This window comes from Mesorhizobium sp. B3-1-8, assembly GCF_006439495.1.
Lineage (GTDB): Bacteria > Pseudomonadota > Alphaproteobacteria > Rhizobiales > Rhizobiaceae > Mesorhizobium.
The window spans coordinates 80,032-102,352 of the sequence record NZ_VFTK01000020.1 but is presented as its reverse complement, the minus strand read 5'-3'; the positions used below and the strand labels follow the sequence as shown (position 1 = coordinate 102,352).

Genomic DNA, 22,321 nt, shown 5'->3' with positions numbered 1-22,321 from the left:
ATCAGGACAGGCTCGAGCGCGGGCAAAACTTCGCCCTCGCCGCCGAAGCAGCGCCGCAAGCCGACCGGTCCTGATAATGCCTCCGGGTCAGGCTCCTCCCGACCCCATGACAGGGACGTTACAGAAGCTTCCTGGGTCCGTCAATCTGGTAATAACCAGAAAAGGGAATCTTTTTTGGACGAGCGCAATTCAGGTGCGATCGACGCCGTTCACGGTCGCCGACGGCTGCTCCACCGCCATGTGGATGCGGGCCACGGAGGAGTTGTAGAAGGCCTCGTAATATTCGAGCGCGGCGCCGTCGGCGTCATAGGCGATCGACTCGATCTCGATCAGCGGCGTGTTGGCGGCGACACCCATCTCATCGGCCTCTTCCTTGGTCGGAAGTGCGGCGCGCAGCCAGCGGTCGGCGCGCTTCACGGTCAGGCCGAAGACGGCGCGGATGGTGCCGAAGATCGACTGGTTTTCCGACAGGATGTTCTCCAGCCCCGGCACCCGATGTCCAGGCAGGCTGATGCGCGTCATGGTGATCGGCGAGCCATCGGTCATGTAGACGCGGCTGATGCGGACCACGCTGCCATTGGCGGGAATGCCGAAGACCTTGGACTCCTTCTCGCTCGGCGGGCAGCGGTAGATTTCCAGCGTGCGGGTCGAGACCTTGTGGCCCTTGGCGGTCAGGTCGTCGAACACGCCGAGATTGGCGGTCATGAAGTCGACATGCTCGCGCGGTGCCGCGACGAACATACCCTTGCGCGGCATCTTGATGATACGGCCTTCGTTGGACAGCGAGCCGATCGCCGCGCGCACCACGGGACGCGACACGCCGAAGAATTCGCAAAGCGCCTGCTCAGAGGGAATGCGCGAATTGGCGGCAAGCAACCCGGTGTTGATCGCTTCCTCGACCTGGTTGCGCAACTGCACCCAAAGCGGGGCCGCCTCGTCGCGGTTGAGCTGAACCTTTGAGCCGATCGAGCGGAAAGCCTCGGCCGCCTCGGCATCTTCCTGGTCGTAACGAGGACGCCCGCGCATTCTGGTTGCTTGTTCCATTCGGTCCTGCCGCAATTCATTGCCGCGACTCAACGAGCGGCGGCGCCTCCCTAGCGGAGACCAGCGGCCATTTTCACGCTCTCAGGCAAGTTTCGCAACCATAGCATCGCGGCAGCCCCCAGAAGCGGCCCGGGAACCAGCAGCAGGAAGGCCCAGCGCCAGCCACCGATGAAGTCGGCGAAGCGCGGCGTCAGCCAGATGGCGAGCACCGTCAGCGCGAAACCCAGTCCAAGCTGCACCGACAGCGCGGTGCCGACGAAGCGGCGGTCGGCAAGCTCGGTGACGGCTGCGGAGAACTGCGCCGAATCGCCAATGACCGAAACGCCCCAGACGACGGCCACCAACATGAAGAGCCAGAGTGGGCCGGTGAAGAGAAAGCCCATCAGCAGTGCGCAGCCGCCCGAGACGAGCATCATGCCGGCGGTGGTGATGGTGCGGCCGATACGGTCGGACAGAAAGCCACCGAGCAGGCAGCCGAGGATGCCGGAGGCCACGACAAGGAAGGTCGAGAGCGAGGCGGTAGCGGCGGTTCCGATCACCTGCGCCTCGAAAGCGGCGCGCGTATAGGCAAGCAGCCACGCCCACATGGCGTAAAGCTCCCACATATGGCCGAGATAGCCGAGATTGGCGAGCAGCAGCGGCTTTTCGCGAAACACCTGGCCGATGCGCGAGGGCTCGAAGACGGCCTTGCCGAAGGGGTACGGCCCCTCTTTGGCGAACAGCAGGAAGAGCGACGCGCCCGCCGCCGTCGCCACGCTGGCGGCGGCGACCACCGGACGCCAGTCGAGCGCGGTCGAGACGGCGCGGAAGAGATGCGGCAGCGCCGAGCCGACAGTCAGCGCGCCGATGACCGCGCCTAGCGCCAGCCCCCGGTCGCGCGTGAACCAGGTGGCGACGAGCTTCAGCGCCGGCGGATAGACTCCGGCAAGTGCGGCGCCGGTGACGATGCGCGCGGCGATCACGCCGCCCGGTCCGGGATGAAGCAGCAGCGTCGCGTTGGCTAAAGCGGCGACAAGGGCTGCGGCCGCCATGAGGCGGCTGAGCCGCACAAGATCGGGAAGATTGACCAGGCTCGCCGCCAGCGCGCCGATCACGAAGCCGACCTGAACGCCATTGGTCAGCCATGCTTCGGCGCTCGCGCCCAGTGCGAGTTCCTGCTTCAGCTCAGGAAGTACCGCGGTCGCCGAAAACCAGGTGGTCAGCGAAAGGACGACCGCCAGGCAAAGCAGCGACAGCGCGCGCCAACGCTCGCTGTCGGCCGCCATGCCAAGCCGGCCGCCCCCGACCGTGCTCATGCGCCTTGCAGCGGTACGGTGAACACCGTGGCCGTGCCGGTGAGGCAAAGCTCGCCCTGGCCGTTGCGCACGCTGGTCTCGATCTTGCAGATCGGCTTGTCGGGCCGCACGTCCTTGACCTCCACGCGTCCGGTGATCTCCTCATCGACGCCGACAGCCTTGACGAACTTCCAGGTCACTTCGAGAAACACGGTTCCAGGTCCGGGCAGATCCTCCGCCACCAGCGCATTGAGGATGCCGGAAGTGACGCCGCCCTGGACGATCAGCTTGCCGAACACCGACTTCTCGGCCAGCGCGCGGTCGTAATGCAGCGGGTTGCGGTCGCCGGTGATGTCGGTGAAGGCTTCGATGTCGCTCATGCGCGTGCGCCGCGTGCGCTCGGCAAAGGCGCCGACCTGCGGGCGACCTTTGACCACACCCACCCAACCGTCTTTCCTCTCGGTGCTCATTTCGGCTTCTCCTCTGCTCTGGGTTCGATTGGTTTGAAGGCAGGCAGGACGCGACCGCCGATGGCTGTCGGCGCAAGCCGCAGTATGTCTCCGACATGTAGCGACCGTGTGCCGGCCAGGATGAAGCTCAGCATCGTGGGGCCTTCGGCCAGTTCGACCAGGCCGACCACGTAAGGTGCCGCGGGCAGCCAGCCGGGATGGCCGGGCTTATGCACCTCGGAAAAGGATTTGAGCTGCCCCCTGCCCGATGCGTCTTTCCAGACCAGCCGCCTGCTCCAGCAGTGCGGACAGATCGGCCGCGGATAGAAGACGGCCTTGCCGCAATCCTCGCAGCGTTGAATCGTCAACCGGCCTTCGGCCGCGGCATCCCAGAACGGCCGGGTGAGCGCGGTGATGGTCGGGCCGGCGGTCTTGAGCGTGTTCAAATCGACAGACATCAGGCGGTTCCCAGCACGAGTGCGGTCGCTTCGCTCATCGTCGCGCCATTGCCGGTGACCAGCGCGAGCCCGGCTTTGCCGATCTGGCGTTCGCCCGCCTCGCCGCGCAGTTGGCGCACCGCCTCGACGACGTGCGTCATGCCGCCGGCAAGGTCCGGCTGGCCGAAACCCAGCTGGCCGCCATGCGTGTTCAGCGGCATGTCGCCCTTGTGTGATAGATCGCGACCGCGCAGCCAGGCGCCGAATTCGCCCGGCGCGCAGAGGCCGGCATCCTCGATCGTTGTGGCGACCATGATGGTGTAGCAGTCATAGAGCGAGAGAAGATGCATCTCGTCGGCATTGGTACCAGACTGCGCGAAGGCTCGCGCCATGGCGCTCTTCAGCGGGCCGGAGGTGAGGCTGGGCGCCTGGCTGACGGCCCGGTGCGTGACCTTCTCGCCGGCACCGAGCAGATGGACGGGCGGCTTGGACAATGACCGCGCGCGTTCGGCCGAAGTGACGACGACCGCCTCGCCGCCGGCGACCGGCATGACGATTTCGAGAAGGTGCAGCGGCGAGGCGATCATGGGCGAGGCGAGCACCGCTTCCACATCCGCCGGCTTGCCGAAGAAGATGGCGTCGGGATTGGACTGCGCATTGGCGCGCGCCGCCGCCGCGATCACGGCGAAATCCCGTGCCGTCGAGCCATATCCCGCCATATGCGCCTGCATCAGCAGCGCGTAGGAAATGTTGGCGCCCGAGGCGCCGAACGGCACATCGAACTCGCGGATCGGATTGCGGTTGGGCGAGCGGGGCGCCGCCGCCTCGCGGTTGTTGGCGAGCACGCACAGAACCGCCTCGCACATGCCGGCCTCGATCGCTGCGGCCGCCCGCCAGACCATGCCGGCGCCGGATGCGCCGCCGAGATCGACGACGTTGGCCATGGTCGGAGCGAGACCCAGATATTCGGCGATGGTCGCCGGGACGTGTTGCGGCGTCTCGCCGACCTGCGGCCCGACCAGCAGCCCATCGATGGCTCTCGGCTCCAGCCCCGCGTCGAGGACCGCCAGGCGCGAGACCGCGGCAATCATCTCCAGCGTCGTCACGCCGCTGGTCAAACGTTGCGGCTTCAACTCGCCGATGCCGACGATCGCTCCCCTCGACCGGCTCATGCCGCCTTGCTCCGGTCGAGCGCACGATATTCCTCGAGACATGCCGGATTGGCGAGCGAGGCCATGTTCTTGACCGGCTTGCCTTCGAGCGTGGTGCGGGCCGCGCCCTCCACCCGCTTGCCGTTCAGCGTGTAGGGCACGGCCTGCACCGCATGGATGCGGTGCGGCACGTGGCGCGGCGATGCGCCTTCGCGGATCGCCCTGCGGATTTGCGCGGCAAGCTCCGAGGTCAGCGCATACCCATCATTGAGCTTGACGCAGAGCACGATCTCTTCGTCACCTTGGACGGGCGCGCCAAAAACCAGGCAATCCTCGATCTCGGCAAAGTCTTCGCAGGCCGCGTAGATTTCGGCCGTGCCGATGCGCACGCCACCGGGCTTCAGCGTCGTATCGGAGCGGCCATGGATGATGCCCGAGCCATAGGCGGTCATCTCGGCGACGTCGCCATGTGTCCAGATCTCCGGGCGCGCGGCGAAATAGGTGGCGTGATAGCGCGCCTCGCCATCCTTGCCCCGGAAGGTCAGCGGCATCGACGGGAACGGCTCGGTGCAGACGAGATCGCCCTGGCGGCCAATGATGGGCGCATTGCGCTCGTCCATCACACCGACCGCGAGGCCGAGCCCTTTCACGGTCAGCTCGCCGCGCCGCACCGGGTGAAGGGGCGAGCCAAGCAGGAAGCAGCCAATGATCTCGGTGCCACCCGAGATCGAGGCGAAGATCATATCCTTTTTCACATGCTCGTAGACCCAGTCGAACTGACCGGGGGAGACGGGCGCGCCGGCCGACAGCAGAGACCGCAGCGACGAGAGATCGAACAAGTGGCCCGGCGCGTAGCCTTCCGCGGCGAGTGTGGCCAAATATTTCGGGCTGGTGCCGAAATGCGTGACGCGGGCACGCTCGGCCATCGTCCAGAGCGGGCTGGGATCGAGCCCGTCGCCCGATTTCAGGATCGGCGCGCCGTCATAGAGCACCACTGTCGCGTGGCAGGCGAGGCCCGAGATCAGCCAGTGATACATCATCCAGGCGGTGTTGGTGTACCAGCTCATGACGTCGCCGGGGCGAACATCGCCATGCAGCAGATGCTCCTTCAGATGCTGGAGCAGCACGCCGCCGGCTCGATGGACGATCGCCTTCGGCGCGCCCGTCGTGCCGGAGGTGTAGAGCACATAGGCCGGATGGTCGAAGGGCACGCGCTCGAAGCTGAGCGGAGCGTCGCCGCCGAAATCGTCGAACGAAATGCAATCCGCCGCGCAGCTTGGCCTGGGACCCGGTTCGCCGGTCAGCACCAGCGTCGCCACACTCGGCATCGCGGCGACGATCTCCGCCAGCCTGCCGGAGATGTCGTGCTCCTTGCCCGCATAGCGGTAGCGAGGTGCGGCGAACAGCACCTTGACGCCGATCTGGCCGAGGCGGTCTACGATCGCGGCGGCGCCGAAATCCGGCGAGCAGGACGACCAGACGGCGCCGACGGAAAGCGTCGCCAGCAATGCGACGAGACCTTCAACGCGATTGGGCAGGATGCCGCCGACACAATCGCCCTTGGCGATACCGGCCGCGCGCAGGCCGTCGGCCATTCTAGCCACGAGCCGGCGCAATTCGGCAAGCGTGATGGTCCGGAAATGGCCGCTCTCGTCGGCCTCGATCACTGCGACCCTCTCGCCGTCGCCACACAGCAGGTTTTCCGCGAGGTTGAGCGAAGCGTCCGGCAGGAAGCGGCTCCTGGTCATCGGCGCATTGTCGTCGCGCAGGAAGGAGATGGCGCCCGGTTCGCCGATGACCCCGACGAAATCCCACACCGCGCGCCAGAACGCGCCAGGATCGCCGACCGACCAGCGATGCAGCGTTTCGTAGTCGCGCGGGTCGAAGCCGTTGGCTATCGAAAAGCGCGCAAGGTTGGACGATTGGAACGCGGCCGGCGCCGGCGTCCAAAGCACGGATGACATGGATTCCTCCCGCAACGCAGGCCCGGCTCGATGCCGCAGCCTTGCCTGCCGATGCGTTTCAGATTATTGGTTATAACCAGAATGTCAAGCTGCGATCGTGGACACGCCGTTCGCGTGTAGAGGACTGGAAATGGACGCTGTTTATATCATTGCCGCGAAGCGGACGCCCATCGGCAAGCTGAACGGCGCGTTCGCCAGCCTTTCGGCGGCGGAGCTGGGGGCACAGCTTATCCAGGCGATGCTGGCGGAAACGCAGTTCGCCCCCGATGCCGTCAGCGAGGTGATCATGGGCCAGGTGCTGACTGGCGGCGCCGGACAGAATCCGGCGCGACAGGCCGCGCTCAAGGCAGGCCTTCCAGTCAGCGTCCCCGCCATGACGGTGAACAAGGTATGCGGTGCCGGCCAAAAGTCGATCCATCTCGCCGCCCAGGCCGTTCGCTGTGGCGACGCCGATTGCGTGATTGCCGGCGGGCAGGATTCGATGACATCGGCGCCGCATTTCATTCACGGCGCCCGCGCCGGCATCCGGATGGGCGACCGTACAGTCAAGGATTCCATGATCACCGACGGACTGTGGGACGCCTTCCATCAGGTGCATATGGGCGTGACCGCCGAATCGCTGGCGCAGCGCTACCAGATCACCCGCGAAGAGCAGGACCGTTTCGCGCTGCGCTCGCAGGAGAAGGCTGACGCCGCCATCCAGACAGGCCGATTCGACGAAGAGATCGTCGCGATCTCGATAAAGGCCAGGCAGGGCGATCTCGTCATCGACCGCGACGAGCATCCCAATCCCGCCACCACCATGGAAGGCCTCGGCCGGCTGAGGCCGGTCTTCGATACGGCGGGAACGATCACGGCCGGCAACTCCTCCGGTCTCAACGACGGTGCCGCGGCGGTGCTGGTGACGTCGGAAGCGCGGATGAAGGAACTCGGTCTGACGCCCCTCGCGCGTATCGCGTCTTATGCTTCCGCCGGTGTCGAGCCGATGAACATGGGGCTCGGACCGGTGGCGGCCTCGCGCCGCGCGCTCGACAAGGCCGGCTGGCGGGCGTCCGACCTCGACGTGATGGAGATCAACGAGGCCTTCGCCGCGCAGGCCATCGCGGTCAATCGTGAGATGGGCTGGGACGAGGACATTATCAACATTAACGGCGGCGCCATCGCGCTTGGACATCCGCTGGCCGGCTCCGGCTGCCGCATCGTGGTGACGCTACTGCACGAGATGGTCCGCCGCGACGCGAAAAAAGGATTGGCATCGCTCTGCATCGGCGGCGGACAAGGAGTGGCAATCTGCCTGGAGCGGTGAACCTGACACTCTGAGCAGTAATTGCCTGAGGGAATTGGGCAATGGGCTTGGCCACGACAGCTTTTGGTCAACGATAGAGCGCAAGACTACGGCCAACATAGGCGTTGCCGCCGAAGCTCGTTGCCACATGCAAGGCAGCTTTCCCGGGGTGATCGCCCGAAACCTGCACCTCCGCTTCCCACCCCAAGACAAGCAACGTAGTCTCGGGAGCTGAAACGGTCATCCGCGCTGCGACGGATGACCGCCCAGCGTCAGATTTCGGTCCGCTCTGCCAAGAGCAGTGCGTCCTCCACGTCGACGCCAAGATATCGGACAGTATTCTCAATCTTTGAGTGGCCGAGTGCGATCTGGATGGTGCGGATATTGCCCGTCGCCTTGTAGATCATCGAAGCCTTCGCGCCGAAGCGAATGAGTGCCGTACTCCTCTGGACGCAGACCGATCGTAGTCACCAATTCGTCACTAGACGGGCGTACTGCCTTGTCCTCATGTGGTGTGCGAGATCGACCCGGCTCGGGAAAGCATCGTCCTCGACCGTGCCACCACGCCGTTCCAGCCAATCCAGCAGGCTTGCTCTCGAGGTCCTGCCTCAAGCCATCCGGGATTTATGCGCTGGCCTGCTGCAGCCACCCGGTTCCTGTCCGGATGGCTCGTCGCAAGGCGACGCGGACGTGTCTTAGGAACCGGGGACTTGAATAGGGGCCCCAGAGACCGGGTCGGCAACGCTCGCGAGAGCGGCAACCTTGTCGATCATTGCTAGAACCGCCTGCGGCTTGCTTTGATGCACCATATGTCCGGCATCCCGGACGATATCGACCAGCGAGTGGTCTATCTCGGCGTGCAGCCGTAGCGCCTCGGCCTTGGCATCAAACAGCTGATCACCTGCGCCGGCAATTATCCCGACAGGAATGGCGATGTCGGCATATTGACGATTGGGGAACAGAGCCGACGCCAGCATCAGGAAGGATTCCGCAGAGATGGACCGCAGTTGCGAGGGGCGGCTCGCCAGCCCGCTTGTCGTTGCCGCGAAAAGGGTCGCGACCCTTGCCGGGTGGAATATCTTCTCCATCGCCCAGCGCCAGTTCAGCCTGACCAGCGAAGGCAGTATGGCGTGACGCAATACCGTCCCGATCAGCGGGACCGCCGGCAGCGCGGCGATGGCTAGCGCCAGCCTTGGCGGCGGATAGTGATAGCCAGCGACAACGACAACACCGGCGACGAATCGGGTGTGCCGACGTGCCATCTCGAGCGCCACGGCGGCTCCCCATGAATGCCCGACAACCACATAGCGCTCGACGCCGAGTTTTTCGGCCGCGGCCTGGATGAGATCGGCCTGGGCGCCGGCGGTCCAAAATCTGCCCACCGGGCGTGGGCTCAGGCCGAAGCCGGGTCTGTCAAAGGCAAGCACACGATACTTGGCAGCGGCTTTGTCGAAGATGCCGCTTGTCGTGAAGTCCTCCGCCGAAGCGCCGTTGCCGTGCAGGAGCAGCAAAGGTTGCCGATGGCCCGCTTCCAGGAAATGCAGCTTGGTTCCGCGGAGGTGGATGAAACGCCCGAGCGGGCGTCCGGCCAATGCCCGTCTCGCGAGGAGGTTGTTGTAGAGCGCCAGCCCAGCCGTTGCCGCTGCAAGCAACAGGAGCAGGTTCCGCTTGGACCTTGTTGTCACGAGAGCAGTCGCGTCGCTGCTCGCGATCAGGCCGACCCTTTCTGAGGCAGCTCGGTCTCTTCCTCGACCTGATCCCGCAGCGCCTGTCGTCCGGACTTTCGATCTTCAGCCCCAGGCGAGCGCTTTTGCCGTTCCAACTCGCGATCCACCGTCTTGCGCGATCCTTCCGCGGGGTCTTGCTCCGGCAATGTCTCTGTTTGCCGCTTCGCCTGATTATTGCTTGATTCCGACCCGACAGGATCGCTCTTTCCAGGGGACTTCATCATCGTATGCGTCTCTGTTCGTCGGAAGGGCTGCATGGCTGCCATGGACAAATCGGTGCCAAACCCTTGGCATCAGCCTTTGTTCCGCCGCTGCTGACCCTCACCGCAGGCCCTCGGCGTCGTCCGGCGCCTCGTGGTCGGGATCGGCAGCTTCCAAGGCATCGATAACCGGTGCCAGTGAATTCTCCTCATCGGAATTCGATTCCGTCTTCGCATTTTCCGCGCCGTTTTTATCAAGCGCGCTTTGGATGGCCTCTTCGATGTTGCCGACCTCCTGCTCCCGCACTTCGCGACCGTAGCCGGCGGCGTCGGCGTCCTGCTCGAACTGCTGCGCCAGCATCGGAACGCTGACCGCGGTATCGGCGAGCAAATTGCCGAGATTCTCGTCCAGCCAGCTGCGCAGGAATTCCTTCGTCGCATTCATGGAGCATCTCCTCGCAGCGAGATAACCGGACCGTGGCACTGAGGTTCCCGCTAATCCGAAACCGCGAGGAACGAACGGATCGATGGACGGTTGGGAACCCGAACATCCCGCGAAATTCCATGACCGACGATGAAAACGGTCAGCTTCTTCCTGGGTCGCCTGGAGACCGTGCGCCCAATGGACTTAACAAGTAAGCCTACCCTGGCTTGGCGACGCGTGGGAGGCACTGCACCTCGCGTCGCCAGCCGCCTTTGCGGGAACCCGCATTGCTCTCAGCCGTTCGCACGCATGGCGACATTGCAGCTTCGAGAAGCGCTGACCAAGGTCGGCACGTTGACGTCCCGGCCAGCGGCATTTTTGATTCTGGGCGGCTACACTGTTTGTTGGCTTGTCTTTGAACGGGAAACGCTTGACTGGCACGGCGCCGCGACGCTGATCACGTGGGCAATGACGCTGCTTATCCAAAGGGCCGAGCATCGCGACACTCAAGCCCTCCAAGCGAAACTCGATGAGCTGATCAAGGCGAACGATGAGGCTCGCAACGAGATCGCCGAAGTGGACGACAAAGAGCCGGAAGAAATCGAGGAAATGCGAGGCTCCGGCGAACGAAGCTGACAAACCGTCGAGCCGCGCGGGCACCCTGCCGAGCCCGCCCCCCCGGGCCGAAAGCAATTTCATCAACAAGATCAACGGTTGCAGTGGGCCCGGAGATTGTTAAAGAAAATCAACGGGTTAGCGGATGGTTAGCCAACCCATACCCTTCGTATGATCTCGTATGGTCCGGCGAACTAAGGTAGCCGCTGTCGGCTCCTTGCCTGCCCGGAAGCTCAATTGTTCGTTCCATTTGGAGGATCTTATGAACGATCGGATGTTCGACAGCCCTGTTTTCGTAAAAAGTGGAAACAGCCTCCATCCAAGAGATCGCGTGTCCCGAAGACGCTTTGGAATTCTTGTATGAATGGCCAAAGCATAAACGCGGTCCGATCTACGACACCGCCCTTCGCGCTCGCCAGCGGGCCTTCGACAGTGATTACCCGCTGACGTCGGCGCAGTCCGCGTTTTCCGGCTTTGCCAGGTCTGCTAAATCGTCGAGGACGTGAGTGCTCCGCCGCCTTGGATGACGGGCACGAGCGGCCCCGGTGGTGGATTGACAGCCTGAAGGCATCGGGAAGGTAACGGAGCTCGCGATGCTTTCCGAACCTTTCGAAACCAGTCCGCGTGTGGGTCGGGTTGGGCTTCCCGCGTCAACTCAATACGGTGGTCGAGGCCTACCAATTTGCGGTTGCCTGGCGCGGCAACAGCCCGGAGCAGAGGGCAGCCATTCGGGCTTGCAAGGCCGTCTTGGCCGGAGACATCGGCGCGGAGACGGCGAGGAGCATTTTTGTGGGCCTTCGCGCGTCGGAAAGACATTTTCGTTGAAGACCGGGACCTCCCGTTATCGGAAACGGCCGCCCCACTCACGCTTATGCCGGCGGAGCGCCTGACGGCAGTTCGGCGCTCTGCATTCCGCCGCCCTTTCATGAGCTCAGATAGATGACGACAACCGATACCGGGATCAGACCGCCCAAACATGAGGTCAATGCCGCCCATTATGATAGTGATTGCCAAGATGCCCTCGCATCGCGCCTCGACGAAACTAATCGAAATGGCTGAGAGGGCCGGGTGGAATAGAAACAGGGTGGCTTCGGCGCTGATGGGCTGCAAAGAGGCTTAATAGCGATAGCGCGTCGCGGTAGCGGCATCCCTCGGCCATTCTTTTTCAAATCGCGAGAACGGCACCAGCGGCCACGGGCTGACAATTCGCCATGGTCATCAAGGCGAATTGCTGGCGAGAGGTTTTGGGCCTCGTCGACGGCGGAACGTCGTCGGCGGGAACCTTATTTTCCCCAATGGATTAATGTGCTGTCGTTAACTTATGTTAGGAAGAGGCAGTGGCACGGAAGGTTGATGAAGTGCTCAGTCCGGAAGAGTTGTCTTCCGACACCACAAAGGTGGAGCGCGAAATAGCCGTGGCTTTGGATGCGTTGGCACACCAAGAAGCGCCTTCTCGAATGCTGGAACTGGCGCGAAAGCTGGACGCTGCGATCACGTTGCGTGCGCGCAAAGCCCGTCCGAATTGACGGCCAGTGACGACGTTCTGATCGCGCCGCCTCCGGAACAATCATGGCCGGAATTGGTCGCCTGTGAACCTTCCATGGGCAATCGGATGAAGAGGTAATTTCAAAGGCCGAGTTCCTGCAGCGCTGGTGGCGCCGAAATCTCTTACCTGGCACCGAGAGAGGGTGCCGGCTCGCGCATCCTCTCGGATAACCCGGGCTGTCCCCAAGCCAGCGGAGCAGAGGAAGGATCGGACGCTGTTCCAAGCTAGCTCACGCCACGGCATGCCTCGCTAAACCGGCTGGAACATTCGCCCATATTGCTCGTTCGGCAACATCATTTCAGCGAGCACAAGGGACACCGACAATGCCGAAGAAAGCTTCCCCGGCCGACGCTACGACCGTGGCTAAGATTCATGACCAGGAACTTGTCCGCGGCAATGGCGGCGAACTGCATCAGGTGGCCGAAGGCGAGGTCGAGGTGCAGACGACGGCGCTTGGTACGCCGATCGCGGATGACCACAACACGTTGAAGATCGGCGAACGTGGTCCCACGCTGATCGAGGATTTTCATTTCCGCGAAAAGATCTTCCACTTCGATCATGAGCGCATCCCCGAACGCGTGGTCCACGCGCGTGGCTACGGCGCCCATGGCTTCTTCGAGACGTATGAGTCACTCGCCCAGTATACGAAAGCCGATATCTTCCAGCGGGCCGGCGAAAAGACACCAGCCTTCGTGCGTTTCTCGACCGTCGCCGGCAGCAAAGGGTCTTTTGATCTGGCGCGGGATGTCCGGGGCTTCGCCGTGAAGCTCTACACCAAGGAGGGGAACTGGGATCTGGTCGGCAACAACATCCCGGTCTTCTTCATCCAGGATGCGGTCAGGTTTCCGGATATGGTCCATGCCGTGAAAGAGGAACCAGACAGGGCGTTCCCGCAGGCCCAATCCGCGCACGACAATTTCTGGGATTTTATCTCGCTGACTCCGGAATCGATGCACATGATCATGTGGATCATGTCCGACCGCGCCATTCCGCGGTCCTTCCGGTTCATGCAGGGCTTTGGCGTGCACACGTTCCGTCTGGTTAACGCCAAGGATGAATCGACCTTCGTGAAATTCATCTGGAAGCCGAAACTCGGCATGCAGTCGGTGGTCTGGAACGAGGCCGTGAAGATCAACGGCGCCGATCCCGATTTTCACCGTCGCGACCTCTGGAACGCCATCCGGTCCGGCGATTTTCCGGAATGGGAGCTCTGCGTGCAGCTCTTCGACCAGGATTTCGCCGAGAGTTTCGACTTCGATATCCTCGATCCGACCAAGATCATTCCAGAGGAGGTCATCGAGCCGCTGCCGGTCGGCCGCCTTGTTCTCGATCGCATGCCGGAGAATTTCTTCGCCGAAACCGAGCAGGTCGCCTTCATGACGCAGAACGTGCCGCCGGGTATCGATTTTTCCAACGATCCCCTGCTGCAGGGACGCAACTTCTCCTACCTCGATACGCAGCTCAAGCGTCTGGGCAGCCCCAACTTCACCCACCTTCCCATCAACGCGCCGAAATGCCCGTTCCATCATTTCCAGCAGGACGGCCACATGGCGATGCGCAACCCGGCTGGCCGCGCCAACTATCAGCCGAATTCCTGGGGCGAGGGGCCGCGCGAGGCGCCTGAGCGGGGCTTCCGCTCCTTTGCCGATGCGGAGGAGGGACAGAAGGTCCGGCTGCGGGCGGAGAGCTTCGCCGATCACTACAGCCAGGCCCGGCAATTCTTCCTCAGTCAGACCGAGCCTGAGCAGCGTCACATCGCGATGGCTTTGACGTTCGAACTGAGCAAGGTCGAGACGCCAGTCATCCGCGAGCGAATGATCTCCCATCTGCTCAACATCGACGAGACGCTGGCGGTCACTGTCGCCGACAAGCTCGGCATCAAGACGATGCCTCCCGCGGCCGATGCCGCCGTGCCGACTCGCGATGATCTCGAGCCGTCGCCCGCACTCAGTATCATCAATAACGGGCCGGACAGCTTCAAGGGCCGTAAGATGGGCGTGCTCGTCAGCGACGGCATCGATTCCGTCCTTCTGCAAGCGGTGCGGGATGCGGCGCACGCGGAGGGCGCCAAGGTGGAAGTCGTGGCGCGCAAGGTGGGGGGTGTCGAGGCCGGGGATGGCAGCTGGATCGAAGCCAACCACATGATCGACGGCGGACCGTCGGTTCTCTTCGACGCGGTCGTGCTGCTCGTATCTGAGGAAGGCGCCGAGATGCTGTCCAGAGATGCTGCCGCAAAGGACTTCGTGTCTGACGCCTTCGCCCATCTGAAGTTCATCGGCTTCGTCGCGGAGGCCGGACCTCTGCTGGCAAGCGCCGGGGTAGCGACCGATGCGGACGAGGGGCTCATCGAGCTTAATGGCGGCGGTTCCGCGCGCTCGTTCGTCGAGGCGTGCCGCAGGTTGCGGCTATGGGCGAGGGAAGGTGCCGTGAAACTCTGACGTGTTCATCCGACCAATAGAAATACAGGACTTTGCCGGAACATTTCGAGCGCATGCCGGTTCGAGAGAAGATCGCCCTCCCTCCAGCGATCCGGGGTCCCATCAAGGCCCATGAGGGCCCGTTGCCGCATGCAGCATCGGGCCCTTCTTCGTCTGCGGATATTCGGTTGCGGCGAATCTCGCGAAACCGGGCGCGGCGGGAACAAGCGGGATGTCTTCCGGGTTCTTTCGAGAGAGGAAACCGTCGACAGGAGGCCGCAATGAGCGAGGCTATGACGACCTCAAATCACGAAGTGATCCGAGCATGGATCGAGGCGCGCGAGGGCAGGCCTGCCATCGTCGCGGCGCCGGGGAAGGCCGCGATGCTGCGGGTCGATTTCGGCGGAGGCGATGAAGATCTGAAGCCGATCGAATGGGAAGATTTCTTCAAAGTGCTGGAGGACAACAACTTGATGTTCGTTCACCAGGACATGACCTCGGAGGGCAGCACCAGCCGCTTCAACAAATTCGTCCCGCGAGAGTAGCGATCCAGGATGTGACGGGCTTCGACAATTACTGAACTCCCGGCATTTTGCTGGCGTCCTGGGGATTCTTCGTGATGCCGGCGGCTGGCGAGGTATCCTGCGGCGCATTCCCGCCCTGGTTTTGTTCTGGTGTGCGTTTGACGGGCGCTGTTTGCCAGCCGGTGCCGACATAGGCGAAGGCCCAGTAACAGAGCGCCATGACTATAATCAGCAGCAGCAGCGGCAAAAGCACCCGTTTCATGCCGAACTCCTGACGGGCTTTGCTGTTGCACCGCAGGCGCCGGCGACGCTCATGCTTCCCGCCGTCGCGCAGCCTCGCGCTCGACATCATCAGCCGAATAATCGCCGGCAGCCGGGTCGAACGCTGCCCATCCGCCCGCCTGGTATTCACTACGGCGGTCGGCGATGTTGACTGACGCGGAGCTGCGGAGAACTTCCCGGGCTTCCGAGGCGAGGTCGTCCTCGACGCGAGCCGTCACCAGCGTGCCGCCGCGGCGGACGCCTTCGGCATAGACATGCGCGTCTTCCTCCGGCACGCCCGCATCCGTCAGGCTGCCGATGATGCCGCCGGCGGCGCCGCCCACAATCGCTCCGGCGACGGCGCCCGCGGCTGTTGCCGCCAGCCAGCCCGCCGCGACCACCGGCCCGACGCCCGGTATCGCCATGGCGCCCAGGCCTGTTGCCAGGCCGCCAGCGCCACCCACGACCGCGCCGATGCCGGCGCCGCTTGCGGCATCCTCGGAGGCTGGGGAATGCGTGTTCTGGTACCAGCCGCGGGCATTGTTGGCCATGATGCTGATGTCGGATGACGGGACGCCGATGGACTCCAGCGCGCCCACGGCGTCAGCGGCGTCGTCATACTCGTCAAACAGAGCGGTGATCGTTTGCATGTCGGTTCTCCTGTTTATTGTTGGCTGGCAAAGACGTTGCCCTGATAGTCGAGCGCAACGGCGGTGCCCTTGCCGTCCTTCGTCGCCTGACCGCGCCAGATGCCCTGTTCGTCCTTGGCGAGCGCCGAGACGTCCCCGTAGCCGGCATCCTCGATGCGCTTCTTCGCCTGCGCTTCGGTGAAGCTGTTCGCGCCGGGGACAGGAGCGGATGGTTTGGGCGTCGATGCCGATTTAACCGCCGGCATGCCCGCGCTGCCGCCGGCGATCTTCTCGATCATGTCCTGATGCATCTTCAGCGTCGGCAGCGTCTCCGCCGCGAAAGATTTGAGGGCGGGATTGTCTCCATCCTTGGCGTACGCCTCGAACAGGCCGACTGCGTCTGCATGCGCTTTGCGCTGCATCTCTACGTAAGGCTGGTCCAGTGAGGCCGTCGTGCTCTGCAATCGTTCCAGATCGCTCTTATGCTTGGCATCGGATTGCGCCGGTACCTGCAACTTCTGCTCGCCGGCGATCTTCTGCAGCTTGGCGTTCGCCGCGCCGTGATCGGTGATCATCCGCTTGGCGAAATTCTTGATCTGCTGATCCTTCGCGTTGTCCTGCGCGATTTTGCTCGAATCCACTTCGAACATCCCGCCGATGGCTGCCTTGTTGACGAAGGTCTGCGCGTCGTCGGCCGCGAAGGCCGGAAAGGCAAGCATCAACGCAGCGGCCGCCGATGGGATAAAGAATGTCCGCGTGCTCATGGGGCAAGGCTCCTTTGGTCTTGGTGGCACCGAACAACCGTTCTTGCCCTTTGTTCCCCAGGCGCCTCATTCCATGCTCTGAAAAATAGCCCGGCCGCGGCCGGGCGGATCGTGAGTTGGATCCGTTTGGTGTCGAAGTGGCTTGGACGGCAAGTTAGATGCTTCAGCCAACCCGTTGGGCTCTGCCTCCGCGAGCTGGAGGGCGCGGCGTGGGTTTGTACCCTCCATGATCTCGCGCCTTCTCGAACGCGAACGGTGCGCGGCCATGGCCAAGGCGCACGCGAGGGAATTCGAACGCATCAAGATGTATCGTTCGCACGCGCAATACGCGTCTTAGCCTGTCGCATCAAAGAGTCCGGCCTGACGCGGGATTTCGACACGCGAACTGCTTCTCGCGATTTCGAACGCGCCGCGATTTGAAGGCAAAATACTTTGGCAGCGCTCTCACCGATCTCGGAGAAAGCCGTCCATATCTGCGTAAACATGCAGCAGATGTCACGCCGCTGGGGCCTTGGGCGGTCGAATGGCTGCCTGCCACAAGTTCACAGGCTGGTGCGCAAGCGACCGGAAGCCACGATCTTCACCAGGTTCATCCCGGCGTGGAATCCGGGCAAAGGCCATGGTCAGTGGAATATGAGCATCTGGCGGAGATGACGATCGCAAGGGCCGGCAAGGAGATGGTCGAACTTCTGCCCGAGCTTGCCATCCACATCCCGCCGGCGTGCCTGTTCGATAAACCGATCTATTCACCGTGGCTGAGCGGCGAACTTGCTCGCGTGCTTCAGTCCGAAGGCGTCGAGGAGGTCATCGTCAGCGGCGGCGAGGCCGACATGTGCGTTCTGGCGACCTTGCTCGGCTCTGTCGATCTCGACTATCGAACGATCTTGGCGGAGGACGCCATTTGCAGCACGTCCGATGAAGCCTATGAAAACATCCTGAAGCTCTTCACCAAGCGCTACTCCCACCATGTCGAGGTGGCGCCGGTAGACGCTATTCTTGGATACTGGCATTAGCCGCCTTGAGCGATGTTGGTACGGCCATTTTGACTGTCCTGATTGCTGAGTTCTCCGGGAATATCTAGGCAAAACCTCAGTTCGACCGGCGATGGCGCATGTCGCGTCCCCATGCGCCATCTCAGGCCTCAATTGTCTGATCGAGGCCCGCCCGTTCCCCTTGCGGGCGGGCTTTGCCCGCTGAAGCCCCCAGCTTTGGATCAAGTCGGCGCTTCATCCGTCGAAAGGAACGAAAGCCAAATCCGGGAATTAGGTACAAGCATCTGAACATGATTTCCAGGAGGAAGAAATGGGACGAGGTATTCTGCTCTGGCTGCTCGGCGTTCCAATCCCGATCATCATTCTTTTGATGCTTTTCGCGCGTTAGGAGCCCGACGATGACCAATGCATTTTCCGGGGTCGATGAACCGGCCGCAATCGAAACGTCGAGCTCCGCGGTCAGTTGGGGTCCCATTGTGGCCGGCGCTTTTGCGGCCTCAACCCTTACAGTCGTCCTGATGCTCGTAGGGTCCGGGCTTGGCCTGACCATGATGTCGCCCTGGGGCAGCGCCTCCCTGACGACATTTGCGGTCTCGACCGCGATCTGGCTTGTCATCGTGCAATGGCTCTCATCCGCGCTGGGAGGCTATATTGCCGGGCGGCTTCGCACCAAATGGGTCAACGTCCACACCGACGAGGTGTATTTCCGTGATACGGCGCATGGCTTCCTCGCTTGGGCCTTGGCTACCTTGCTGGTGGCGACCGTCCTTGGTTCGGCGATCTCGGGGATTGTCGGCGCAGGCACCCAGGCCGCGACCGGCTTGTTGAGCGGCGCCGCCACCGGCGCGGCTTCGCGGGCCTCGGCGCAGTCGCCATCCGCCAATGACTTGGCCGGATACTTCGTCGACTCGTTGTTCCGGCCGGCCGACAACGCAGCCGCTGCCGCGCCTCCCGCGGCTGGCGCGCCCCAGAACAACGCGGACACCACGGCCCAGGCATCACGCATACTGGCGGTCGGCGCCGCGAACGGGGAAATGAGCGCGGACGACAAGGCTTATCTCGCCCGCCTGGTAGCGTCGCGCACGGGTCTTCCACAGGCTGATGCGCTGAAGCGGGTCGACGACGTCTTGGCGCGGATCGAGGATGCCAAGAACAAGGCCAAGACGGCCGCCGATAAGGCTCGCAAGGCAAGCGCCACGACCGCGCTGATCGGAGCTTTGTCTCTGGTAATCGGCGCCTTCATCGCGGCCGTCGCCGGAGTGCTTGGTGGCCGCCAGAGAGATGAGGACGAGGCCCGCTTTTTGCGAAACGGCTGACGGATATCGCCGGGCCTGGAGCATTCCAGGAAAGTGTGAGCGGCTTTCCTCTCGGAATTGTTTTGAAACAAAGAATAGAAGGGCAATTCAGCCGCCGCCCGTGGTGCTACTGGCTGCCGATGGCCTCAAGCGGGATGACAGCCATGAAATTGAGACCGCTCGGAGCGATCCGCAAATCCACCGTCGCTCCGAGCTCGTAAGGCAAGGTGTGCTCCAGCACCTCCAGGCCGAAGCCGCGCCGCTCAGCGGGGCTGAAATCATGGGGACTGCTTTCTGTCCATGTGAAGCGGAGCGCGTCTTCGTCCAGCTGCCATTCGATGTCGATGCGGCCCGCGCGACTTGAAAGTGCTCCGTACTTCAGGGCATTCGTCGCCAGCTCGTGAATGGCCAGCCCCATTGTCTCGGCGGCCTTGGGCGCCAGAGCCACGGACGGGCCTTTGATCATCAGGTTCTCGTCTTCCCGGCCACCTGCGGCGCGCAATTCTTCCGCGACGATCGACGCCAGATTGATGCCGATGGACGGGCGCCGCGTGATGGCTGCCTGCACACGGGCGAAAGCGTTGATGCGACCCTCCAGATGAGCCGCCGCCTCGTCCAGCGATTCGCTCTTTTCCATCGTACGCCGCACGATCGAACGGATGACCGCCAGCGTGTTGCGCGCATGATGCTGCAATTCAGCGAAGCGCGCCTGCTGCCGTTCCTCGGCTTCCCGCTGACGCGTGATGTCCTGGCCGACGCCACCGATATGGGCGACCTTTCCCGCTTCATCGCGCATCGGAAAATCGGCATCGCGCAGCCAGCGTATCTCGTTGTCGGCTGGCCGGCATATGCGGTATTCGAAGGTCGCGCGTTCGCCCTCGCGAATGCGCTCGATCTGGCCCAGCACATACTCGCGATCTTCGGGCACGATAAGCTCGATCCAGGTGGCGAAGTGGTTGCCGGCCAAGGCCTGTTCACGGCTCATCCCGTAAATGGCATCGAAGGCGGGCGTCAGGTATTCCCACTGCAGCGTCTCGGCGTTGCGGATCCACAATACGTCCGAGGCGGCCTCTCCGAAATCCTGCAGGTTCTCCTCGCCGTCACGCAGCCGGGCCTCGGCACGCGCATGCTCGCGCATGGCCGCGTTGACATTGGCCAGACCGCGTTCAAGCGGCTTGTCGGGCGGGCCCTTGGACATCACTCCTCATTAGCATCGAGATGCCTGCCTTCGCGATCGAGATGCAAATAGTTGGGATTGAAAAGCGCGACGTCCTGCAATGCCTGGAGATTGGGAATGGTGAGCGTCCTGTCCTTCAGCACAATGAGGTTCGAAGCGCGCAACTCCTGCAGCGTACGATTGACGTGAACCGTCGACATACCCAGCGTCTCGCCCAACTCCGTCTGCGTCAACGGGAATTCGCAACTGCTATTGCTTGTGCAGCCGGCAGCCTCCAGCCGGATGAACAACTCGCATAACAGATGCGCCATCCGCTCGAGCGCATCGCGCTGGCCGAGGTTGACCGTCCACTCGCGCTGGATGGCCGCCGCGACGAGCAATTCCCACCACAGTGCCTGAGTGATGCGCGGGTGCCGGATCATCATCTCGTCGAAAGCGGCGCGTGAAATTTCCGAGACTACGACCGGCGTGATGGCACCGATCGAGTGGTCCATTTCCTTGAGGATGAAGACGTTGAGATCGCACAGATCGCCGGGGAGGAAAAACGCAATGATCTGCCGGCGTCCGTCTTCGAGGGTCTTATAGCGGTAGGCCCAGCCCTCGTTGATCAGATTGATGAATTCAGGTTTCTCGCCTTCATGGATAATGTCTTCTCGGGCGGAGAAGCGCCGGACGCGTTGCGCCGCGATTTTGACCAGCATCTCCTTGTCGGCATGCGAAAGCCGCGTGAATTTCTCGAGCTTGCGGATCAGAGGTCGCCTCATCCTTATCCTCTTGTCCCGTGGTACACAGAATGATCTGCCGGCGACCTTACCTATGTTAATGTCCAGCATGGGCGCGGCGACTCGCCGTCGGGGGAGGCAGGCCAATGGATTAGAAGGTCGCCGGTGCTCGCGTGCTCGAGATGGAAGACAAGTATTTTTCTGGGCCAGGATATCACCAAAGCGCTCGCTGCGCTCGGTCTGGCTGTCATCGGTCCTGTCGCGACCAACTATGAAGCGATGGAAGCCTGTCATGATCGCGCCGACGCCGCCGTCCTCCCTCTGGACCTCGCCACCGTCGACTTTGCCGGCGGCTGCCGCTGGTTTTCGCCACCGGCTACGACGCGAAAGTCGCAGACCTGAGAAGCCTTACGATCCTATGGAACCGGCGCGTCACATACCGGAAATGACACGCCAGCCATTGCCGGCACCGCTGAAGGTTCGTCGCCGGATCAGATGCCCATCAAGTCGAAGCTCACGACATGGCCGTGCTTTACGGCCGATCGCGCGATCATGTTGCTCAATTGCGGGCACTCGACCGAGCAATCCGGCATGACCGTCAAGATGGCACGCGTGGCCGCGGCCACGGACACCGGCGAGCGGTTCGAGGAACGCGTTTCCATGTAATGTTCGATGAGTTCGTTGAGCCGCACAGGATGATATTTGATCACGCCGCAACCTCCCTTAGCCGCGCTTTTGCTGTCTTGCAGTTGATAATTGCGCCCGGCCTCGCGGCCACGCATTAACCCATGAGAGGAAGGCGGAAATTCTTTGGAAGCTTCGGCGCGGCAAGGGTCCGATCAGGAGAAAGGGCCTCGCCTGGGGTAGAGTTAGGCGGGCCCTCCGGCTCTCTTTGGCTGCCGCCGTTTTGTCAAGCCAGGGCTGAGATTTATCCGAACCGGGAAAGAGTTGCTTTGACCTGCGTTATGTCGGGCACCGGCGCCGAGCGCAGACATCTTCAGCGTCACCGGCGGACCCGGTCGAAATGGCGCCTGGGATCGCCCGCAAGGCGTTCAGCCGAACAGTAAGAAGAACACAATGATCTCCGCTCCCAACAGCTCTGGTTTTTGCGAAATCACGGCTGTAGCGCGTGAGCTCTCGCTGTCCGATCTGGCGGTGCCGATCGAGGACATCGTCCGGTCGCTTTACGAAGATCTCCATGAGGGCGAACCCAGCCCGCCGGCGTTGATCGAGGCCTTCAAGCAGGCGTTGCAGAACCCAGCACGCGAGGAAACAGACGCAAATGGTATCTGAAGATGCGCTGCCATTGAGATTTCGCGACGCTGAGCCATATTCCTTTCCGCTCCGACATGCGTCGACCACTAATATCGTCATGCCAATATTGGAGCGGGAGGCTGGATTGCGGAAAGATGACAAAGGGAGTC

The 22,321-nt window shown here is 62.8% G+C and carries 25 protein-coding genes and 1 pseudogene; 10 read left to right on the top strand and 16 right to left on the bottom strand.

Features of this window, described 5'->3' with window-relative positions:
* Positions 1-189: 189 nt before the first annotated feature.
* The 6 genes from FJ424_RS19625 to FJ424_RS19600 form a co-directional block, all read right to left on the bottom strand.
* Entirely contained in the window at positions 190-1,026 is an 837-nt protein-coding gene (locus FJ424_RS19625; RefSeq protein ID WP_140654300.1) for a GntR family transcriptional regulator, read from the bottom strand.
* A gap of 68 nt (positions 1,027-1,094) precedes the next feature.
* A complete protein-coding gene (locus FJ424_RS19620) occupies positions 1,095-2,339 on the bottom strand; it encodes an MFS transporter (protein ID WP_140654156.1) in 1,245 nt (414 codons plus the stop codon).
* On the bottom strand, positions 2,336-2,788 hold the full coding sequence (locus FJ424_RS19615; protein ID WP_140654158.1) for a MaoC family dehydratase: 453 nt from the start codon (positions 2,786-2,788) through the stop codon (positions 2,336-2,338). Before FJ424_RS19615 ends, FJ424_RS19620 begins: the two co-directional genes overlap by 4 nt.
* Positions 2,785-3,225 (bottom strand): zinc ribbon domain-containing protein, encoded by a 441-nt coding sequence (locus tag FJ424_RS19610; RefSeq protein ID WP_140654160.1) that lies wholly within the window; start codon positions 3,223-3,225, stop codon positions 2,785-2,787. The genes FJ424_RS19615 and FJ424_RS19610 overlap by 4 nt, the downstream gene beginning before the upstream one ends.
* Entirely contained in the window at positions 3,225-4,376 is a 1,152-nt protein-coding gene (locus tag FJ424_RS19605; protein ID WP_140654161.1) for a thiolase family protein, read from the bottom strand. Before FJ424_RS19605 ends, FJ424_RS19610 begins: the two co-directional genes overlap by 1 nt.
* Positions 4,373-6,319: an acetoacetate--CoA ligase gene (locus FJ424_RS19600; RefSeq protein WP_140654163.1), complete on the bottom strand. Its 1,947-nt coding sequence runs from the start codon at positions 6,317-6,319 to the stop codon at positions 4,373-4,375. The genes FJ424_RS19605 and FJ424_RS19600 overlap by 4 nt, the downstream gene beginning before the upstream one ends.
* A 130-nt stretch (positions 6,320-6,449) precedes the next feature.
* Here FJ424_RS19600 and FJ424_RS19595 point away from each other — a divergent pair, with 130 nt between their 5' ends.
* A complete protein-coding gene (locus FJ424_RS19595) occupies positions 6,450-7,625 on the top strand; it encodes an acetyl-CoA C-acetyltransferase (protein WP_140654165.1) in 1,176 nt (391 codons plus the stop codon).
* Positions 7,626-7,876: 251 nt separating this feature from the next.
* Here the strand turns inward: FJ424_RS19595 and FJ424_RS33845 are convergent.
* The 4 genes and pseudogenes from FJ424_RS33845 to FJ424_RS19580 form a co-directional block, all read right to left on the bottom strand.
* A pseudogene (locus FJ424_RS33845) lies at positions 7,877-8,203 on the bottom strand (tyrosine-type recombinase/integrase); the annotation flags it as partial.
* A 96-nt stretch (positions 8,204-8,299) separates the two neighbouring features.
* Positions 8,300-9,256 carry an alpha/beta hydrolase gene (locus tag FJ424_RS19590; protein ID WP_246677302.1) on the bottom strand — a complete coding sequence of 319 codons (957 nt, stop codon included), beginning with the start codon at positions 9,254-9,256 and terminating at the stop codon, positions 8,300-8,302.
* 59 nt (positions 9,257-9,315) lie between these two features.
* Complete coding sequence (locus FJ424_RS19585; protein WP_140646323.1) at positions 9,316-9,597, bottom strand: hypothetical protein; 282 nt, start codon at positions 9,595-9,597, stop codon at positions 9,316-9,318.
* 55 nt (positions 9,598-9,652) lie between these two features.
* Positions 9,653-9,976: a DUF768 domain-containing protein gene (locus FJ424_RS19580; protein WP_140654169.1), complete on the bottom strand. Its 324-nt coding sequence runs from the start codon at positions 9,974-9,976 to the stop codon at positions 9,653-9,655.
* A 288-nt stretch (positions 9,977-10,264) separates the two neighbouring features.
* Between FJ424_RS19580 and FJ424_RS19575 the strand changes: the two genes are divergently transcribed.
* The 6 genes from FJ424_RS19575 to FJ424_RS19550 all read left to right on the top strand — a co-directional run bounded on the left by FJ424_RS19575 (position 10,265) and on the right by FJ424_RS19550 (position 15,078).
* Positions 10,265-10,591 (top strand): low affinity iron permease family protein, encoded by a 327-nt coding sequence (locus FJ424_RS19575; RefSeq protein WP_140646325.1) that lies wholly within the window; start codon positions 10,265-10,267, stop codon positions 10,589-10,591.
* A gap of 281 nt (positions 10,592-10,872) precedes the next feature.
* Entirely contained in the window at positions 10,873-11,076 is a 204-nt protein-coding gene (locus FJ424_RS19570; RefSeq protein ID WP_348640130.1) for a DUF982 domain-containing protein, read from the top strand.
* 118 nt (positions 11,077-11,194) lie between these two features.
* Positions 11,195-11,395, top strand: a complete 201-nt coding sequence (locus FJ424_RS34085) for a DUF982 domain-containing protein (protein ID WP_348640129.1) — start codon at positions 11,195-11,197, stop codon at positions 11,393-11,395.
* A gap of 512 nt (positions 11,396-11,907) precedes the next feature.
* Positions 11,908-12,096: a hypothetical protein gene (locus FJ424_RS19560; RefSeq protein ID WP_140646326.1), complete on the top strand. Its 189-nt coding sequence runs from the start codon at positions 11,908-11,910 to the stop codon at positions 12,094-12,096.
* A 343-nt stretch (positions 12,097-12,439) separates the two neighbouring features.
* Positions 12,440-14,554: a catalase gene (locus FJ424_RS19555; protein WP_140654171.1), complete on the top strand. Its 2,115-nt coding sequence runs from the start codon at positions 12,440-12,442 to the stop codon at positions 14,552-14,554.
* A gap of 260 nt (positions 14,555-14,814) precedes the next feature.
* Positions 14,815-15,078: a hypothetical protein gene (locus FJ424_RS19550; RefSeq protein WP_140654173.1), complete on the top strand. Its 264-nt coding sequence runs from the start codon at positions 14,815-14,817 to the stop codon at positions 15,076-15,078.
* A 28-nt stretch (positions 15,079-15,106) separates the two neighbouring features.
* Here FJ424_RS19550 and FJ424_RS19545 read toward each other — a convergent pair whose 3' ends face one another.
* Genes FJ424_RS19545 through FJ424_RS19535 form a run of 3 tightly spaced genes read right to left on the bottom strand, consistent with a single transcriptional unit; the run spans position 15,107 to position 16,711 of the window.
* Positions 15,107-15,319 (bottom strand): hypothetical protein, encoded by a 213-nt coding sequence (locus tag FJ424_RS19545; protein WP_140654175.1) that lies wholly within the window; start codon positions 15,317-15,319, stop codon positions 15,107-15,109.
* A gap of 49 nt (positions 15,320-15,368) precedes the next feature.
* Positions 15,369-15,968 (bottom strand): hypothetical protein, encoded by a 600-nt coding sequence (locus FJ424_RS19540; protein WP_140654177.1) that lies wholly within the window; start codon positions 15,966-15,968, stop codon positions 15,369-15,371.
* A 14-nt stretch (positions 15,969-15,982) separates the two neighbouring features.
* The gene (locus FJ424_RS19535) at positions 15,983-16,711 is read right to left on the bottom strand and encodes a DUF4142 domain-containing protein (protein WP_140646331.1); all 729 of its coding nucleotides are present in this window, start codon (positions 16,709-16,711) and stop codon (positions 15,983-15,985) included.
* 416 nt (positions 16,712-17,127) lie between these two features.
* Between FJ424_RS19535 and FJ424_RS19530 the strand changes: the two genes are divergently transcribed.
* Positions 17,128-17,724, top strand: coding sequence for an isochorismatase family cysteine hydrolase (locus FJ424_RS19530; RefSeq protein WP_181182044.1), 597 nt, complete (start codon positions 17,128-17,130; stop codon positions 17,722-17,724).
* 377 nt (positions 17,725-18,101) lie between these two features.
* Complete coding sequence (locus tag FJ424_RS19525; protein WP_140654180.1) at positions 18,102-19,019, top strand: hypothetical protein; 918 nt, start codon at positions 18,102-18,104, stop codon at positions 19,017-19,019.
* A gap of 106 nt (positions 19,020-19,125) precedes the next feature.
* Here FJ424_RS19525 and FJ424_RS19520 read toward each other — a convergent pair whose 3' ends face one another.
* The 3 genes from FJ424_RS19520 to FJ424_RS19510 all read right to left on the bottom strand — a co-directional run bounded on the left by FJ424_RS19520 (position 19,126) and on the right by FJ424_RS19510 (position 21,607).
* Positions 19,126-20,136: an HWE histidine kinase domain-containing protein gene (locus tag FJ424_RS19520; RefSeq protein WP_181182045.1), complete on the bottom strand. Its 1,011-nt coding sequence runs from the start codon at positions 20,134-20,136 to the stop codon at positions 19,126-19,128.
* A 59-nt stretch (positions 20,137-20,195) separates the two neighbouring features.
* On the bottom strand, positions 20,196-20,939 hold the full coding sequence (locus tag FJ424_RS19515) for a Crp/Fnr family transcriptional regulator (RefSeq protein ID WP_140654302.1): 744 nt from the start codon (positions 20,937-20,939) through the stop codon (positions 20,196-20,198).
* 449 nt (positions 20,940-21,388) lie between these two features.
* On the bottom strand, positions 21,389-21,607 hold the full coding sequence (locus FJ424_RS19510; protein WP_140654184.1) for a hypothetical protein: 219 nt from the start codon (positions 21,605-21,607) through the stop codon (positions 21,389-21,391).
* Between the two features lie 367 nt (positions 21,608-21,974).
* Between FJ424_RS19510 and FJ424_RS19505 the strand changes: the two genes are divergently transcribed.
* Positions 21,975-22,190 (top strand): hypothetical protein, encoded by a 216-nt coding sequence (locus FJ424_RS19505; RefSeq protein WP_140654186.1) that lies wholly within the window; start codon positions 21,975-21,977, stop codon positions 22,188-22,190.
* Positions 22,191-22,321: the final 131 nt, after the last annotated feature.